Genomic DNA, 16172 nt, shown 5'->3' with positions numbered 1-16172 from the left:
GCCGGTTCGGTTCGATCACCTCGGATCGAACCGTTTCAGCGTACGTGGCCCGGCCCGTCGTCCTCCTCGTCGAGCAGCCCCGCGTCGTGCACCAACAGCGCGATCTGGACACGGTTGTTGAACTCGAGCTTCGCGAGAATGCGTGACACGTTCGTTTTCACGGTGGCCACGCTGAGATAGAGGCTCGTGGCAATTTCCGCGTTGGAACGGCCGCGTCCGACGGCGACCGCGACTGCACGCTCCCGCTCGGCGAGACCGGCGATCCTCCGGCGTGCCCGCTCGGCCCGGCCCGCGTGGTCGTCGGCGTCGGTCCACGCTGCGACGCCCGCGGCCCGGTCCATCAGCTGCCGGGTGACGGCGGGCGACAGCACGGGGTCACCCGCCGCGACCCGGCGCACCGAGTCGACGATCTGCGCGGGCGGCGTGTCCTTCAGGACAAATCCCGCGGCCCCGGCACGGATGGCCCGCAGCACCTGCTCATCGGCGTGGAAGGTGGTGAGGACGATGACCTCCGGGGCGTCGGGGCGGCTGCGCAGCGCTTCGGTCGCGGCCAGTCCGTCCACGGTCGGCATCCTGATGTCCATCAGCACCACGTCGGGGCGGAGCCGGTCCACGAGGTCCGCGACCTCGGAGCCGTCCGTTCCCTCCCCCACGATGACGATGTCGGCGGCGCCGCCCAGCATGAACGTCAGCCCGGCCCGCACGAGCGGATCGTCGTCAACGATGAGCAGCCGTACGGGCTGGGCCGGAGGATCCAGGGGGTTGGTCATGAGGTCCACGGTAGCCAGGCCCGGATCCCGAATCCGCCGTCGGGTTCGGGCCCGTGGTCGAGGCGGCCCCCGGCGAGGGTGGCGCGCTCGGTCAGACCGATGAGGCCCTGGCCGGAGCCGGGGACCCGCTCGAACGGTTCGACGGGCGCCGGGTTGCGCACCTCGATGGTGAGACCGTCGCCCGGCCCCCCGGTGACGGTGACGGTGACCTCGGCTCCGGGGGCGTGTTTGCGGGCATTGGTCAGGCCCTCCTGCGCGATGCGGTAGACGGTGCGGCCGGTGGCGGCAGGGGCGGCGGCCGGGTCGGCGATGCGGTTGTCGAGGGTGATCTTCATGCCGGCGAGACGGGACTCGGCGATCAGCGCGTCGAGGGTGGCGAGGGTGGGCTGCGGCCGGTTGCCCTCCCCGTTGTCGCCGGGGCTGCGGAGGACGCCGATGATCTCGCGGAGGTCCTGGAGCGCCTCGTGCGCGCTGTCCCGGATCACCCCGGCGGCCCGGCCGACCTCGGCGGGGGGCGCGTCGGGGCGGAATTCGAGGGCGCCCGCGTGGACGCTGAGGAGGGTGAGGCGGTGGGCGAGGACGTCATGCATCTCGCGGGCGATGGCCTCACGGGCGAGCCGCTGCGCCTGCTCGGCGCGGAGTTCGGCCTCGGTCTCGGCCCGGTGTGCGCGCTCGCGCAGGGTGACGACGAGCTGGCGCCGGGACCGCACAACCATGCCGCAGCTCAGCACCAGCAGGACCAGCAGCACACCGATGATCGTGGAGGCGACGAACGAGGTGCTCGGGTCGGGGCGCAGATACGGCTGTACCGGGGTGGCGGCCAGGGCCAGCGCGCCGACGACGGCCACCGGTTTGAACGGCCGGTGCACCGCCACGCTGAACAGCGCGACGAGCATCGCCCCGGCAGCGACCGGTTCGACGGCGGCGAGCAGCGTCAGGGCCACGGCGAGTCCGACCGGCCACCGGCGCCGCGTCCACAGCGCGCAGCAGGCCGCGGCGCCGATCAGCGAGTCGGCGAGGACGACACCGCGGGGGGTGGTGTGGTCGGCCTCGATCGTGGCGGCCGCGAGCAGGCCGATGCCAGCCGCACAGAGGAAGGCCGTGATGTCGACGACCCAGTCCCGTACGGTGCGGCGCGCCCGGCGGCCGTGGTCGCCGGGCAGCTCGGGATCGGCCATGGCCGAGGGCAGCAGCCAGCGGTACTCGGTGCGCGTCATATCGACAAAACTACTCAAGTGGCGGGCTCGTACCGGCCGTGCGGAGCGGAAAGCGACCAAAGTCGCCGGACCGGATACTTTCGGCGCCGTGCCGCAGACCGGCGGCCGATGCCGCGGCCGGAACGGGCCCGCGAGGCTCTCCCCATGAAGAAACTCTGCGAGTCGGCCGGCTTCATCGTGTTCATCCAGGGCATCGCCGGGCTGCTGCACGAATGGACGGGCTGGTTCCGGTTCTGGGCGGTGGTGCGGCGGCTGGAGTTCCTCGGTGGCCACCCGGTCTTCGTCGACATCGTGCTGGTGGTGACGGGCGCCTCGGTGATGGTGGCGGCGGACCGGCTCAAGGAGTGACGGCCTCCCCGCGACAGGGAGTGCAAGCGGCGTCGTGCGGCGTCGACGACAGCGCCGCACGCGCAGTCGCACGACGCCGGGAGCCCACGTGAGGGAGGCCCTGACCGCCCGGCTCAGGCAGCGGGGCCGGACCCGGGTCACCGCGGCCTCGGCGAGCGGCGTGAAGATCATGCGAAGGCCCCGTAGAGGAAGCAGCCGGTGAGCGAGTGCAGCGCCAGGCGGGTGTCGGTCAGCTGGACGCCGTAGGTGGTGATGCAGTGCTGAGCGATGGGGAGGGAGAGGAGGAAGGCGGTCAGACCGATGAGGCGGTGCGTCGTGTTGACCCGGTGCGGTGCGGTTCGCAGTGCGGGCAGGCGGCCGTACATCCAGAGGGCTGGAAGCAGCTGAATGAGCGCCAGGCCCATTACTGCGGAGCCGAGTTGGGCTTTGAGTAGTCTGGCGTCGTCGCACGTCCATGCATCGCCGCCGATGGATTCCCTGCGCTGACATGCTCCCTCACCTGGCTTGGGGGTTCGGAGTCATGGTCTGTGGAACGACGGGTCATGCTGCTCGCCGAGTACGGCCTGCCCGATGGTCGCCAGGACGTGGTCGTCGTTGTCATGGAGTTCGTAGAAGGTCAGGTCGCGCAGGATCCGCTCCACGGGGCTGGGGCGGATCAGGCTGCGGGCACCGCACGCGCGGATGACGTGGTGCACTGTCTCTTCCGCCAGATGCCCGATCGCGTGCCAGGCCCTGCTGCCGGCGATCCGTGCCTCCTCGACCCTGCCTTCGTCCCACAGACCGGCGACGTAGCGCAGCCAGAGGCGGGCGGTGTCGATGTTGACCGCCATGCTGCCCACCCGCTGCTGCACATGGGGATCACCGCCCTTGCCCTGCCGCATCAGATACCCGAGTCCGTATTCGTTCGCGGCCAGCGCGCCGCCGAGGAAGCTGGCAGCGTAGTGCGGGATGAAAGCGGTCTGCCAGTGGCCTTCGAAGTAGCCGCCGGGGCGGCCGATGAGATGCTCCCGCGGTACGAAGGTGTCGTGGAACCGCACCACATGGCTGACCGTCCCGCGCATACCGATCGGGTCCCACCACGAACTGTCCACAGTCACAGTCGGGGCGGACAGGTCGCAGGCGAGCAGCAGGAGCCTTCCTTGGGCCTCCCGGCTGTGCCGGGCTCCGCCGGGGCCGGCCGGATCGACGAGCAGGATCGCCCACTGGGCTCCGGTGGCGCTGGTGGCGAACGCCTTGCTGCCGCGGAGGGTCCAGCCGCTGCGGACGGGTGTCAGCATGGTGCCGAAGTGACCGCTCTCGCCCGGCTTGGGGGCCTGGGGTTCGCCGCTCCAGGCGGCCCAAATCTCTCCGTGTTCGACCACGCCGGTGAACCAGTGCCGTTTCTGCTCCGGGCTGGCCAGGGCGTCGATGAGGACGAGTGCGTTGGCGTGCCCCTCCCAGCAGCGGGCCAGCGACAGATCGGCCTTGGCCAGCGTGGTGGTCATCTCCCACAGGGGCAGGGTGTTGCGCTGCTGGGTGCCGTAGCCCAGGCCGCCGTGCTCCCGCGGCACAGGGGCAGCCAGGAACCCACCGGAGAACAGATCGTCGAAGTCCTCGGCGGGGAAGGCGGCCCTGCGGTCGTACTCCTCGGCGCGGGGGGCGAAGTTGTCCGCGGCCAGCTTCGCCACGGCATCGAGAACGGCCCGGTCGCCCCCGGCCACCGGAACGGGGGCTGGACCGTGGCCCAGGTCGCCGGTCATAGGAGGACGGCCCCTTCCGAACGGTAGAAGTGGGCGCGGTACATCACGTTCGGCATCTGCGGATCGATGGTATGGACGGCATGGACATCGATGGTCAACAGGCCGCGGTTGAGGTAGCCGCAGAGGATGACCTGGCGGGAGCCGAGCGGACCTTCGGCGAGGAAGGCCACGGCCTCGGGGGCGTCCATGTCATCGGCCAGAGGGACGGCGGGCAGCGTGGCACCGGTGACGGGCGTTGCGGTCGGTATGAGTGCCTCTTGTGACGGGTCCGGGCCGCCGCGCTCGGTGATCCGCAGCATGAGCTGGCTGCCGTCGACCGCGGCATCGACCAGGTGGATACCCGTGGCGGTGGTGTCGAAGTTGACCCAGCCACCGGCCAGCGGCGCCGGATCCACCGGCCGTGCCGTCATGCCCGCCCCTCCGCCCTGTGGAAGAACGAGCGGGCCCAGTGGTCGGCCCCGCCGCCGCCATCGCTGAAGATGCTGCTCGTGGTGGCCACCAGGATGCCCGTCTTGTGGTAGGCGCACAGGACAGTGCGCAGCGGGCCAAAGGTGTAGATCGCCGAGAACGACCAGGCGGCCGATGGGGTTCCTGGTGAGGTGTACACGACCGCCGACACCTCACCCCAGTCGCGCGGCTGCGGGCTGCCGGTGCCGAAAGCTCTGACGAACAGGCCCTTCTCGTGCCACGTCACGTGCAGCCGTAGGGCGCCCTTCGAACTGCCCTGGTCGGTGTTGACCCAGTCGCCCAGCAGCGCCGAGACGTCGGGGGTGTCCGGCGGCCGCGGTGCGGCCGGTCCGGCGGGGGAGGCCGAACGGGGCGTCATCGTGCCTCTCCGCTTGTGGGTTGTATCGGGGACTGTGCCGGGAGCGATTCCCCCGCCTCGGTGAGGTCGTGGACGTCGGCGCGCTCGACCTGGCTGAAGCAGAGGGAACGCAGTGGCAGCGCATCGGGGATCGGATGGCCTGTCAACAGCTGGAATTGTTCGCACACTTCGACGAGCAGGACGTCCCTGCCGTCGATGCCGATCAGTCCGCGGGCGCGGGTGGCGCTCATGAGCGCGGTCGGAGGATCGCGGTAGACCGTTTCCAACACCACCGCGTCCGGGTCGACGGCGGCGACCGGAAACGGTTGCCTTTCCGCCAGGGGCGTGGCGTGGACGAGCACAGCGTGTCCTGCCGGGGAGAACCGGGAGAGCGGTACGTAGGGAGCCCCGAGGCGCGAGGAGGCTTCCCGGCCGCGCGCGTACCCTCGGTTGACCAGGGTCACCCGGGCTCCGGCCTGGAGCAGGGCCAGCGCGACGGCCTGCCCGGTGCTGCCGCAACCGATGACGGCGGCCCTGCGGCCGCTGGGATCGACCCCGGCTCGGGCAAGGACGTGCAGGGCGGCGGCGGTGTCGGTGGTGGCCGCCCGCCAGCGCCCGGCGTCGAGCCACAGAACATTGGCCGCGCCGCACCGCAGCGCCTGCGGGCCGACGATGTCGGCTACTTCGACCGCGCTCTGCTTGTGGGGAGCGGTCACGGTCAGCCCGCGTAGCGGCAGCCGGGCCAGCGCCCCGAAGCCGTTGGCGCAGTGCCAGAAGCGAGGGAACGTGTCCACCTGGAAGGGGAGGTAGAGCGCGGGCAGCCGCAGCTCCCGCAACGCCGCATTGTGCAGCCGGGGTGACAGCGAGCGTCCGGGGGCATGGCCGGCAATGCCGAACAGGACACTGAGCGGTGGCAGAGCCGGCAGTCCGTAGTCAGTCAGGAGTTGGCCCACGCTCGGCATTCCGTCCGCCCCCGGGGCACCGGCCCGGCCGAAGACGAGGGGCGCGCCCAGCCACGGCGCCAGCACCCTGGTCCAGGTGCCGGCCGGACCGGACGCGAACGCCGTCACGTCGGAGCGCCCGAGCCCGGTGAGCAGCAGCGGCGAGGCGGCCCCGTACTGGGTTCCCGACTGCGGCACGAGGAGGTACAGCAGCGCAGGTGTGGTGGCCATCGCGGCGAACCGCTCCCGCAGTTCCGCGGATGCCTCCAGCACACCTGCCCCGCGGTCGGCGCTCCGCTCGGGGCGTACGGGTTCGGGCTGGTGCCAGGAGACGCGCCGCTGCCGGGCGGGGATGCCCGCCAGCAGTTCCGGGACCAGGTCGTCCACGGCCTCCAGATCGACCACGTCATAGTGGTCCGCCGCGCGGAGGAGCCGGGTGCGGCGTTCGACCGGGCCGGCAGCCGAGCGACCGCCGTGGCGCGGCGAGCGCAGGCTGTAGGTGACCGGCCCGGTGAAGTGGCGGCGCAGCCGGTGCGGATCGGGGTCGCCGACCAGGTCGGCACGCACCTCCAGCGCGTCGGCCACCCCTGTGAGGCCGCGCAGGCGAGGCGTGGTGAGATCCTCAGGTTGGGCGACCACTGCGACTATGCAAGCCCGCCGCGTGACGGCGGCTTCGCACCCACTCGTCAGCCGATCCATTCGACGTACTCCTCCCGAGGGGCCCGCGGCAGGACGAACCGATTGACGGCCCGGGTGCACACGATGGGACGGTCAGAGTCGATGCCCAGCCATGGGCGCAGGACATCCGCGTAGCCGGCTGTCGGCGGCCCGTAGAAGCGCGGGGCGTCGCGGGAGTGGGCCCGTGCGGCGGCGGTGACCGCGGCGGCGACCCCCTTGGCCGGCGGCGCGCCCGGCCTGGCGGCGCGGGCACGGCGTTCGACGTCGTCGTCCAGCGACGGCGGCCGGTTGGTGTAATCAGGCGTGGGCCGATCACCGCGGTCGAACGCCTCGCACCGAGCGTCCACCAACGCCTCCGGGACGCTGCCGATCACCGCGATCACCTGCCGCATCCGGGTGTTGCGGCTCGACGGTGCGCCGCGAGGAGGTCGGAGCGAAGTAGTTCGCCCAGGCGGACGCGGACGGACCGCTGGATGTGCCTGGCGCACCGGCCGTACACCTCTGGGGGCTGCCCCTCCGGATTGGGAATGTCACAGCGCGGATCCAGACGCAGGGTGCGGCCCTCGGCCTCGGGCGCTATGGCGATCACCCCGTGGCGATGTGCCTGGGTCATGCAGTAGATGACGGAGCTGTCCCGGCAGAGCTCAGGGGTGACCGGGCGTGCCCGGTGATGCCGGGGATTCCCCCGGCCCGGCACTCGGCCCAGTCCGAGCTCAGCGAGCGCGGACCTGGCGTCGGGAGCCATCGGGTCCCCAGGCCGCGTCGTCGCAACACCCGCGCTGGAGAACCGGAAGGCGTGCGCGACTCCCACCTCCGCGGCCTGGGCCCACGCGATGACCTCGGCCATGGGTGAACGGGAGGTGTTCCCGCCGCAGACGAACAGCACGCGGCACACCGCCCCGGGGGTGCGTACCCGCCACCAGGTGACGGCCGACGGGTAGGACAGCGCCGCCGCCGCGCCGACGCCAAAGACGAGCGCGAGGAGCTGAGCGTCCCCCGGAGCTTGGAGCCCGGCCACCCACGCCAGCGAGAAGGAGGCAACCAGACCGGACATCAGGCTGGCGAACGCCCATGCCGGCACGCCCCAGGTGTACGCGCGCCGGTCGAGGTAGATCAGCGAAGCGAAGACGAACAGCACCTCATACGCCACGCCTATGCCCGCCGCCGCCAACGCGGCAGGGGTACCGAGGAATGTGGTGAAACCCGCACGCAACTGCGCTTGCCCGGCCAGCGCCCCTGTCGCCAGCAGCAGAGCCAGCCAAACGGGTGCGGCGACATGCTCCTCCACGAAGAAGCGGCGGTCTGTTGTGAGAACCCCCGACTTGGCCACCCGGCTCATGATTTCGAACCGGCCCATGTAGCCGACGAGATAGATCAGGACACTCAGCACGGCAGCCAGCGAGAGGTGGTAGCTGTTCACATCACCGAGTGCCACTGAAACCGCGATCAGGCTGAGGCACAACGCCACCCAGGAAGATGCTGTCACCCGCCGTTTGCGCGCCTTGTCGACCAACGGGGAGACGACCAGAACCCCCCCGCGCATCAACAACAACATGAAGAGGATCGAGACACCGGAAAAGGTGTAGTTCATCGTGGTAGTGCCGACAATAAGCGAAGCAAAGAAGCCGGCTGCCAACGTTTCCCGACCCGCCACCGGTATCCGACGCCCCCCGATCCCACCCCGCCGCATGTGCCGCCACCAACCCGACAGGGCTAGAAACACAGGCATCACCACGAGCTGTCCCAGGACGGCTGCGGGCAGCAACTCAAAGCCGTTGACCGACTTCGCCGACAGCGGAGTCACTCCACTGGCCAGCGCCTTTACCAGCATGGCATACGGAACATACGATATGAAGTAACCAAAGGTGAGCCATCCCATGCGCAGGCCCCGTTTCTGATCGAAATGTTCGGGAGATTCCTACCAGGTGGAGTGGCGAAGTGCGGCAGATTGTGCGCAACCCTCCCGTGGCCCGTGCAAGAAATTCGAGCCCAATAGGTCAGCCAGGTGCGCTTTCCTGAAGAATTTTACCGTTCGCGCGGACACGCGGCCGGCGCATGCAGCGCACGCTTCCTGTCGATCATCTCTCGTCGATGGTCGGCCTGCCACTTGTCGGCCGCCGGGTGGTGTCCGCCGTGCGAGAGGCGCGTCGGTGTCTGGTTCATCTGTCCGGTCCCGTGGTGCGGGGGTCAAGCCGCACTCGGCTGGTTCTTGTCATGGTGCGGCCGGGTGCGGCGGTGTCGCCGGACCTCGAACGCCTGCCAGGCCACGACAGTCAGCAGAGTGAGCGTCTCGGCGATGAGGCTGAGCAGCGCCTGCGGGGCGGGCTGCAAGCCGCGTTCGGTGAACCCGAACAATCCGATGGTGCGGGATGTGGCGAACCCGGCGAGCGCGCCAATGGCAATTGCGGCGGCGGCCATTCGGAGTAGCAGGGGTGCCGCCAACAGGAGAAGTGCGGCAACTGCGAAGGCGGCGCCCGCCTGCAGCAGGAAAAGCGTGCCGATGACGTGGATGAAGCGGTATCCGTCGATGTAGAGCTGGGCGTGGATGTATCCGCTTGCCGCGAGCGTGGTGGCGAGCACCAAGCGCAATGCGAGGGCGGGCAAGCTCCGGGTGTTCATGTGAGTTTCTCGTCCTTGACCGCGAGTGTGTGGCTGCCCTTCCGGTAGTTGACGGTGCGGATACCAAGTGCGTCCTTGAGGCGTCCGGCGGGCAGCACCTGCGGAATGGGGCCGGGGCCGTGGCCGGGTTTGGGAAACGGATAGCAGGTGGGGGCGGCCGAGTGGAAGGTGATGTTGCCCTCGGTCTTGGTGAACAGCTGGTGGACGTGCCCGTTGAGGCACGTGACTGAGGAGAAACGGCGCAGCATCGACAGCACCTGCACCGCATCGTCGGTGCCCCAGCCCCACTTCGGATACATCGCGAACAACGGGATATGACTGAACACGACGATTGCGGTGTCCGACGACAGGCCGGCGATGTCCTTGCGGACGAAGTCGATCTGATCGCTGCCCAGGTGGCCGAGTCGCTCAAGGTGCAGAGTGTTGACCAGCGCGATGAAGTGCACACCATGGGTGTCGAAGCTGTACCAGCCGTCGCCGAGGGTGTTTTTGGCGAAGGTTTGCCGGTATGCGCGTCCGTTGTCTCCAATCGAGTCGTGCTCACCCGGCACGGTGAAGATCCGGTCCGTGCGCAGCTGCGACAGCATCTGCTTGACCTGGTCGAACTGGGCGGGGGTGGAAAGGTGTGTCAGATCGCCGCTGTGCATGACGAAGTCGGGGCGGAATCCGAGTGAGTTGACCTGGTTGAGCGCTGCGGTGAACGTTCCGGTGACATTCATGTTGGGCGGGCCACGGAAGCCGATGTGGCTGTCGGAGATCTGCATGAATCGCAGGTCTGCGCTGCCTGCCGGGGTGGGGTCCGGCGAACCGGCGATATGGCTGATCACCTCTCCTCCGGTGACTGTCAGGATGACGGCGCCACCGAACCAGGCGGAGTGCCGCATGAGCTGACGGCGGTTCATGCCATGCTCACCGTCGCCGGTGGAGTCGTGTGCGGGTTCGGTCATGGGGTCACCGCCACGGTGGCGGTCATGAATGGGTGGATGGTGCAGTAGTAGGCGTAGGTGCCGGGTTTGGTGAAGGTGTAGCTGTAGGTGGCGTTGGTGGCCAGGCCTCCCGACTTCAGCGGCCCGCCCGATCCTTGTTTGCTGGTGACGGTGTGAGTGTCGGCGTCGGTGTTGGTCCAGGTCACCTTCGTGCCCGCCTTGACCGTCAGTTTGGCCGGGGAGAACGCAAAGTTCTTGATCGTCACCGCGTTGGCGGCCGCCGGAGCGGACGACTGGCTGGCGGAAGGTGAGGTCGAGGGCGTGCTTGGTGGTGGGGTGACCGTGCCGCCCGTTCCGGAGACACCGGGCGTTCCAGGCAGGGTCTGACCAGTGCCGGGACTCAGTGCGCCCGCTGGTTTGGGCTGTGACGATCCGCCGCACGCACTGAGCAGTCCCAGTGCTCCGGCAACGGCGACAGCGGCCAGGCACGTGCGCGACTGCCGGACCAGCACAGAGGAGTTCGCATTCATGGCCATCGTTCCTTCTACGCGGTCCCCGCCGCACGGGCGGGTGTGATCCAAGACCGATCCGGGGTCGGCCCGTTTCAGGCAGATAGGCGACCGGGTTACGCCCCCGGGGGAGGTATTCCAAGGGGCGTAACCCGGTGGGTCACTTTAGGTGGGCCGACGGTGGATTCCATTCAGCAAAGCGAATCCAGAGCGAATCCTTCGCTGTTTCACTGTGACGGCGGATAGCAGTACGCCTGAAGTCAGGAGAGTTTCTGCGGTGTCCGTAATGGACCGCAGGCAAAGGCGGACAGACACTGCACTTCGGCCCGACCGAAGACCTGCTGCACCGCCGGCCGGGGCCGGCACCGGTGGCGTCATGCGCGCCGGAGCCGCGATCGCCTGTCGATCCGGCGCGGCCCGGGCCACCACGGCTCCACCCGTGAAGCGGCCCGCGGCCGTACGTCACCCGGAAGTCAGCTGTTCCAGCGGCAAATCCGGGTCGGTGAGCCTGTCCCGGTCGATTTGCTCGCCGGAGCGGACCAGGTGCTGGATCGCGTCGTTGACGTCCCAGACGTTGACGTTCATCCCGGCCAGGACGCGACCGTCGGCCAGCCAGAAGGCGATGAACTCCCGGCTTGCGAGATCGCCGCGCACCACCACGTCCTCGTAACTACCGGGCTCGGCGTAGCCCGCGTACTCCATGCCCAGGTCGTACTGGTCGGTGAAGAAGTACGGGACGCGGTCGTAGAGCGCGGGCTCGCCCAGCATCGACCGCGCGGCCGTCCCAGGCTGGTGAAGGGCGTTGGCCCAGTGCTCCACGCGGATGTGCTTGCCCAACATCGGGTGAAGGGCGTTGGCCACATCGCTGGCCGCGTGGATGTCCGGGTCGGAGGTCCGCCGGGAGGCGTCGACCACGACGCCGTTGTTGACCTGCAGATCGGATTCGGCGGCCAGTTGGGTGTTGGGAGTGGCTCCGATGCCGACCAGGACCGCATCCGCATCAATGTGGGTGCCGTCGGCCAACCGAACGCTCGCGGCCTGCTCGTTCTCGCCGACGATCTCGGTGACCCGCGCACCGAGCCGCAGGTCCACGCCGTGCTCACGGTGGAGGTCGGCGAAGACGGGCGCGATCTGCGGGCCCAGGAAGCGCAGCAGTGGCAGTTCGCCTGCCACCAGCACGTGGCCTCGACGCCTGCCTCCCGTGCGGCGGCGGCCACCTCCAGGCCGATCCCAGCCCCCGCCGACGTCGGCGGATTCCCGCGGTCTCCAGCGGTCTCCAGCGACTCCACGGACTGCGTCACACAGGCCATTCGCGCGGGTCACCGCCGCGAACCTCAGAGATACGCATGGCCACGAGGAGTTCTGAACCGTCAGGACTCACGGACTACTGACGGCTGGGCCTGAGCTCCGTCATCCGGGACCAACCGTCGCCCGGGACCTCGACATTGATGATCTCCGGGGTCACCGCGACGAGGTCCGCCATCTGGTCCATCGCCGCCGCGAAGTGCTCGGACTTCACATGCGCCTCTCCGGCTTCGGGAGACGCGAAGGCCTCCAGGAGCACGAACTGGTCCGGGTTCTCGACGCTGTACGACCATTCGAAGAACACGTTGCCCGGCTCCTGACGGGTGGCGAGGGTGAAGGGCTCGACGGCGGGCAGCCAGTTGTCGCGCTCTTCGCTGTGGACGGTGAACTTGACGGCGATGAAGATCATGACAACTCCTGCTCGGGATGTGCGACGGACCCAGCGTCCCATACGCCCTGAATGCGGACGCATCGGGCGCATCCGAGGGAGTGGCGGGAGCCGCCACGCCCGAAGGAGTGACAGGCGCCGCCACCCGCGAGGGCGGCGGGGCCGCCCGTCCTCGTCAGCCGCCCAGTTCCTGGTGGCGGGCGGCCAGGCGGGCGGCCCCCACTTCCGTCAGCGAGCCGAACAGCCGCAGCCGTGAGATACCGCCGTCCGGAAAGATGTCGATCCGCACGTGTGTGGCGCGCACGGCCTCCGGGAGGACGAAGCGGTGATTCGTGTCGGGCTGCAGCCGGGTCCGCGGCAGGGCTTCCGCCCAGTCGCCGCTCCTCCCGTCCCGCACCGACAGGCTCGCCCAGCCCGCCGAGTTGCCCTTGAGGCAGGCGGTGTCGATCTCGACGGCCCGGATCTCTGCCTGCTCGGCGAGCCGGTAGCGGACCCAGTCGTTGCCCTTGTCGCGGCGGCGTCGGGTCTCCCAGCCGTCGTCCATCGTGCGGGAGCGACCGGGCTGGATGGTGTTGGTGGCCGGGGAGTAGAAGCGGTCGGAGGCGTCCTCGACCTGGCCGCCGTTCTCCAGCGCGGCAAGGTCGAAGGTGGCGAGGGCGGCCAGCCAGGCGGGGTCAGGAGCGACCTCTCCGTAGACCCGGAGACGGGCGATTCCGCCGTCGGGGTGCTGGTTGACCCGCAGATGGGTGACGCGCCGGCCGGCGTCGACCGCGAAGCCGTTGGCCGCGTGGCCGCCGACGGCCGTACGGGGTATGAGGGTTGTCCATGTCACGTCCGGCGCGAGGAGTTCCTCGGGGGACGGGGAGCCGGGCACGGAGGCCGCTTCGACGGAGACGGCCTGCGGGTAGTTGCCGCGGAAGTGGGCGGTGTCGACGACGATGCCGCGTACGACGCCGGGCGCGCCGAGCCGTACCAGCGCCCAGTCGTGTTCCTCGTCCGAGGGGTGCGGCTGCGCGGCGCTGACGCCGCGGCGGCGGCGGGTCTCCCAGCCGTCCATGATCTTGCCCTTGTGCCCGAAGCGCTCCGGGTCGAACTCCGCGGGCTCCGGCTTCAGCAGGTTCTCGCGCTCGGCGAAGAACTCGTCGTTGGCTGCGATCACACCCGCGCCGAGCCGCCGGTCGGCGAGATCGACGAGGTGGGCGAAGGGGAAGTCGGCGGTGCGGTAGTCGGCGTACGGATCGCCGCCTCCGTACGGGTCTGCGTCACCGATGAAGTGCGCTGTCGCCGCCATGGTCAGTGGTTCCTTTCGAGGAGGCGGCCGGTGGGCTCGGTGAAGACGCCGTCGGCTGCGATCCGCTGCCCGCGCAGCCAGGTCGACTTCACGACACCGTGCAGGGTCCTACCGGCGTAGGCGGTGACCTGGTTGCGGTGGAAGAGCTCGGCGGGGTCGACGGTGAAGGCCTCGTCGGGGGCGAGGACCGCGAAGTCGGCGTCGCGCCCGGCCTCGATGGCGCCCTTGCGGGTCAGTCCGGCCAGCTCGGCGGGGGCGGCGGACATCCAGCGGACCACGTCGTCGAGCGAGTGGCCGCGCCGGCGCGCCTCGGTCCAGATGGCGGGCAGCCCGAGCTGGAGGGAGGAGATGCCGCCCCAGGCGGAGGCGAAGTCCGGCGTCTTGAGGTCCGCGGTGCAGGGCGAGTGGTCGGAGACGATGCAGTCGATCGTGCCATCGGCGAGCCCGGCCCAGAGCGCATCCTGGTTGGCGGCTTCCCGGATCGGCGGGCAGCACTTGAACTCCGTTGCTCCGTCCGGGACTTCCTCTGCGGTAAGGGTGAGGAAGTGCGGGCAGGACTCGGCGGTGACGCGTACCCCCTCCCGCTTGCCGGCGGCGATCAGCGGCAGCGCGTCGCTGGACGACAGGTGCAGGACGTGGACGCGCGCGTTCAGCCGCCTGGCGTGCGCGATGAGGCTCTCGATGGCGGTGTTCTCGGCGTCGCGCGGCCGGGAGGCGAGAAAGTCGGCGTAGGCGGGTCCGCCCCGCTGCGGCGCGGCCGCCAGGTGGTGCGGATCCTCGGCGTGCACGATCAGCAGCCCGTCGAAGCCGGCGATCTCGGCCAGGGAGCGGGCCAGCTGTTCCTGGTCCAGCTCCGGGAACTCCTCGACCCCGGAGGGCGACAGGAAGCACTTGAAGCCGAAGACCCCCGCCTCGTACAGCGGCCGCAGATCCTTCACATTGGACGGGATCGCGCCACCCCAGAAGCCGGTGTCGATGTGCGCCTTGGCGGCTGCCACCTGCTGCTTGGTACGCAGATGGCCGACGGTGGTGGTCGGCGGAAGGGAATTGAGGGGCATGTCGAGCAGGGTGGTGATCCCGCCGGCCGCGGCGGCGCGGGTGGCGGTCCAGAAGCCTTCCCACTCGGTGCGGCCGGGGTCGTTCACGTGGACATGGGTGTCGACGAGGCCGGGCAGCAGGACGTCGTCACCGAAGTCCTGGAGCCGGGCGCCGGCCGGCACCTCGGTGCCGTACGGCAGGACGGCGTCGATCGTGCCGCCGGCGACGGCCACTGCCGCGGGGCACGTCCCCTCGGGGGTGACGACGCGCGTCGAGCGCAGTACCAGGTTCACGTCCGCACCGGACACCCGTGCTCCTCACTTCCGGATGGTCGGCGGCTCACGGCCACCGAAGAAATTCAACGAACTGTTGAAGGAGTCTTCACTCGGGATTCCAGCCCGTCAAGACCCCACCTTCCTCGCCGGACAGCCGGCGGACCAGTCCGCACATCCGACTGGAGATTTCCACAAAGTAAAAGACCAATTTCGCAAGGTGGAACGTAGCATGGACCAGGTGCGGCATCGCGAAACGGTCCGGATGATCCCGGACACCCGGACAAACAGGCCCTGACCGGCCAGGACGCCGCACCGGGAGCAGTGGGCCGATGGGGAACCTCCCGGTAGGCTGCTGCCTTGCCCTTACGCCTCGAAAGGACCGTTGACGTGCCGCCGTCCCACGCCAGCACATCCGACTCCAAACCCGCCGGTTCCAGCGGCGGTGTGCAGTCACTTGAGCGCGCCTTCGATCTGCTGGAACGGATGGCCGACGCCGGGGGCGAGGTCGGGCTCAGCGAACTCTCCGCGAGCAGCGGACTTCCGTTGCCCACCATTCACCGGCTGATGCGCACCCTGGTCATCTGCGGCTACGTACGCCAGCAGTCCAACCGGCGCTATGCCCTCGGCCCGCGCCTGATCCGGCTCGGCGAGTCCGCGTCGCGGCTGCTCGGGACCTGGGCCCGCCCGTATCTCGCGCGGCTCGTCGAGGAGACCGGCGAAACCGCGAACATGGCGCTGCTCGACGGCGACGAGATCGTCTACGTCGCCCAGGTGCCGTCGAAGCACTCGATGCGGATGTTCACCGAGGTCGGCCGCCGGGTGCTCCCCCACTCCACCGGGGTGGGCAAGGCGCTGCTCGCACATACTCCGCCGGAGGAGGTACGGGCGCTGCTGGCCCGCACCGGAATGCCTGCCGCCACCGAGAAGACGATCACCACCCCGGACGGTTTCCTGGACGCGCTCGACCAGGTCCGCCGAGCGGGCTATGCGGTCGACGACAACGAGCAGGAGGTAGGGGTCCGCTGCCTGGCGGTCTCCGTACCGGACTCCCCCACCTTGGCCGCGATCTCGATCTCGGGCCCGGCGGGACGGGTGACGGAGGCGGCGACGGAACGGATTGTGCCGATCCTCCAGCAGGTCGCGAAGGAGCTGTCCGACGCGCTGGCCAGCAGCGGTCCGACCGGCTGAGACCACACGGACGCAGCGGTGGCCCCCGGGGCGGGGCCCCGCGGGCCCCCCCCTGGTGGGTGGGGGGTGCGCGGGTGAACCCGTCCCGCCGCCCCCCGGCCAGCCAAACCCCCCGCCCGTGCCGCCGGTCCACGA

General features: G+C 69.8%; 18 protein-coding genes. 2 read left to right on the top strand and 16 right to left on the bottom strand.

Annotated elements, in window-relative coordinates; translation table 11 throughout:
- Positions 1-35: 35 nt before the first annotated feature.
- Positions 36-770: a response regulator gene (locus ACIBB8_RS30525; RefSeq protein WP_398957574.1), complete on the bottom strand. Its 735-nt coding sequence runs from the start codon at positions 768-770 to the stop codon at positions 36-38.
- Positions 767-1987 carry a sensor histidine kinase gene (locus ACIBB8_RS30520; protein ID WP_398957572.1) on the bottom strand — a complete coding sequence of 407 codons (1221 nt, stop codon included), beginning with the start codon at positions 1985-1987 and terminating at the stop codon, positions 767-769. The genes ACIBB8_RS30525 and ACIBB8_RS30520 overlap by 4 nt, the downstream gene beginning before the upstream one ends.
- Positions 1988-2131: 144 nt before the next feature.
- Between ACIBB8_RS30520 and ACIBB8_RS30515 the strand changes: the two genes are divergently transcribed.
- The gene (locus tag ACIBB8_RS30515; RefSeq protein WP_398957570.1) at positions 2132-2335 is read left to right on the top strand and encodes a hypothetical protein; all 204 of its coding nucleotides are present in this window, start codon (positions 2132-2134) and stop codon (positions 2333-2335) included.
- Between the two features lie 167 nt (positions 2336-2502).
- Here the strand turns inward: ACIBB8_RS30515 and ACIBB8_RS30510 are convergent, their stop codons facing one another.
- The 14 genes from ACIBB8_RS30510 to allB form a co-directional block, all read right to left on the bottom strand.
- A complete protein-coding gene (locus ACIBB8_RS30510) occupies positions 2503-2805 on the bottom strand; it encodes a DUF6529 family protein (RefSeq protein WP_398957629.1) in 303 nt (100 codons plus the stop codon).
- 48 nt (positions 2806-2853) lie between these two features.
- Complete coding sequence (locus ACIBB8_RS30505) at positions 2854-4074, bottom strand: acyl-CoA dehydrogenase family protein (RefSeq protein ID WP_398957568.1); 1221 nt, start codon at positions 4072-4074, stop codon at positions 2854-2856.
- The gene (locus tag ACIBB8_RS30500) at positions 4071-4484 is read right to left on the bottom strand and encodes a hypothetical protein (RefSeq protein WP_398957566.1); all 414 of its coding nucleotides are present in this window, start codon (positions 4482-4484) and stop codon (positions 4071-4073) included. Before ACIBB8_RS30500 ends, ACIBB8_RS30505 begins: the two co-directional genes overlap by 4 nt.
- The gene (locus ACIBB8_RS30495; protein ID WP_398957564.1) at positions 4481-4900 is read right to left on the bottom strand and encodes a hypothetical protein; all 420 of its coding nucleotides are present in this window, start codon (positions 4898-4900) and stop codon (positions 4481-4483) included. Before ACIBB8_RS30495 ends, ACIBB8_RS30500 begins: the two co-directional genes overlap by 4 nt.
- On the bottom strand, positions 4897-6459 hold the full coding sequence (locus ACIBB8_RS30490; protein ID WP_398957562.1) for a hypothetical protein: 1563 nt from the start codon (positions 6457-6459) through the stop codon (positions 4897-4899). The genes ACIBB8_RS30495 and ACIBB8_RS30490 overlap by 4 nt, the downstream gene beginning before the upstream one ends.
- Before the next feature lie 47 nt (positions 6460-6506).
- Positions 6507-6872 carry a hypothetical protein gene (locus ACIBB8_RS30485; RefSeq protein WP_398957561.1) on the bottom strand — a complete coding sequence of 122 codons (366 nt, stop codon included), beginning with the start codon at positions 6870-6872 and terminating at the stop codon, positions 6507-6509.
- 5 nt (positions 6873-6877) lie between these two features.
- Positions 6878-8377 carry a hypothetical protein gene (locus ACIBB8_RS30480; RefSeq protein WP_398957559.1) on the bottom strand — a complete coding sequence of 500 codons (1500 nt, stop codon included), beginning with the start codon at positions 8375-8377 and terminating at the stop codon, positions 6878-6880.
- Between the two features lie 308 nt (positions 8378-8685).
- On the bottom strand, positions 8686-9117 hold the full coding sequence (locus tag ACIBB8_RS30475; protein WP_398957557.1) for a hypothetical protein: 432 nt from the start codon (positions 9115-9117) through the stop codon (positions 8686-8688).
- The gene (locus tag ACIBB8_RS30470) at positions 9114-10064 is read right to left on the bottom strand and encodes a metallophosphoesterase family protein (RefSeq protein WP_398957555.1); all 951 of its coding nucleotides are present in this window, start codon (positions 10062-10064) and stop codon (positions 9114-9116) included. The genes ACIBB8_RS30475 and ACIBB8_RS30470 overlap by 4 nt, the downstream gene beginning before the upstream one ends.
- Positions 10061-10573, bottom strand: a complete 513-nt coding sequence (locus tag ACIBB8_RS30465; protein WP_398957554.1) for a cupredoxin family copper-binding protein — start codon at positions 10571-10573, stop codon at positions 10061-10063. The genes ACIBB8_RS30470 and ACIBB8_RS30465 overlap by 4 nt, the downstream gene beginning before the upstream one ends.
- A 441-nt stretch (positions 10574-11014) precedes the next feature.
- Positions 11015-11725, bottom strand: coding sequence for an NAD(P)/FAD-dependent oxidoreductase (locus tag ACIBB8_RS30460; protein ID WP_398957552.1), 711 nt, complete (start codon positions 11723-11725; stop codon positions 11015-11017).
- 211 nt (positions 11726-11936) lie between these two features.
- Positions 11937-12266 carry a putative quinol monooxygenase gene (locus ACIBB8_RS30455; protein WP_398957550.1) on the bottom strand — a complete coding sequence of 110 codons (330 nt, stop codon included), beginning with the start codon at positions 12264-12266 and terminating at the stop codon, positions 11937-11939.
- A gap of 154 nt (positions 12267-12420) precedes the next feature.
- Positions 12421-13536 carry an allantoicase gene (alc, locus tag ACIBB8_RS30450; protein WP_398957547.1) on the bottom strand — a complete coding sequence of 372 codons (1116 nt, stop codon included), beginning with the start codon at positions 13534-13536 and terminating at the stop codon, positions 12421-12423.
- A gap of 2 nt (positions 13537-13538) precedes the next feature.
- Positions 13539-14882, bottom strand: coding sequence for an allantoinase AllB (allB, locus tag ACIBB8_RS30445; protein WP_398957545.1), 1344 nt, complete (start codon positions 14880-14882; stop codon positions 13539-13541).
- Positions 14883-15236: 354 nt separating this feature from the next.
- On the opposite strand from allB, the gene ACIBB8_RS30440 reads away from it, so the two are divergent.
- Complete coding sequence (locus ACIBB8_RS30440) at positions 15237-16037, top strand: IclR family transcriptional regulator (RefSeq protein WP_398957544.1); 801 nt, start codon at positions 15237-15239, stop codon at positions 16035-16037.
- Positions 16038-16172 lie beyond the last annotated feature (135 nt).

It is taken from the genome of Streptomyces sp. NPDC051286, assembly GCF_044455345.1.
Lineage (GTDB): Bacteria > Actinomycetota > Actinomycetes > Streptomycetales > Streptomycetaceae > Streptomyces.
Note: the sequence above shows the minus strand (reverse complement) of the source record. Positions and strands in the feature narration are given on the sequence as shown.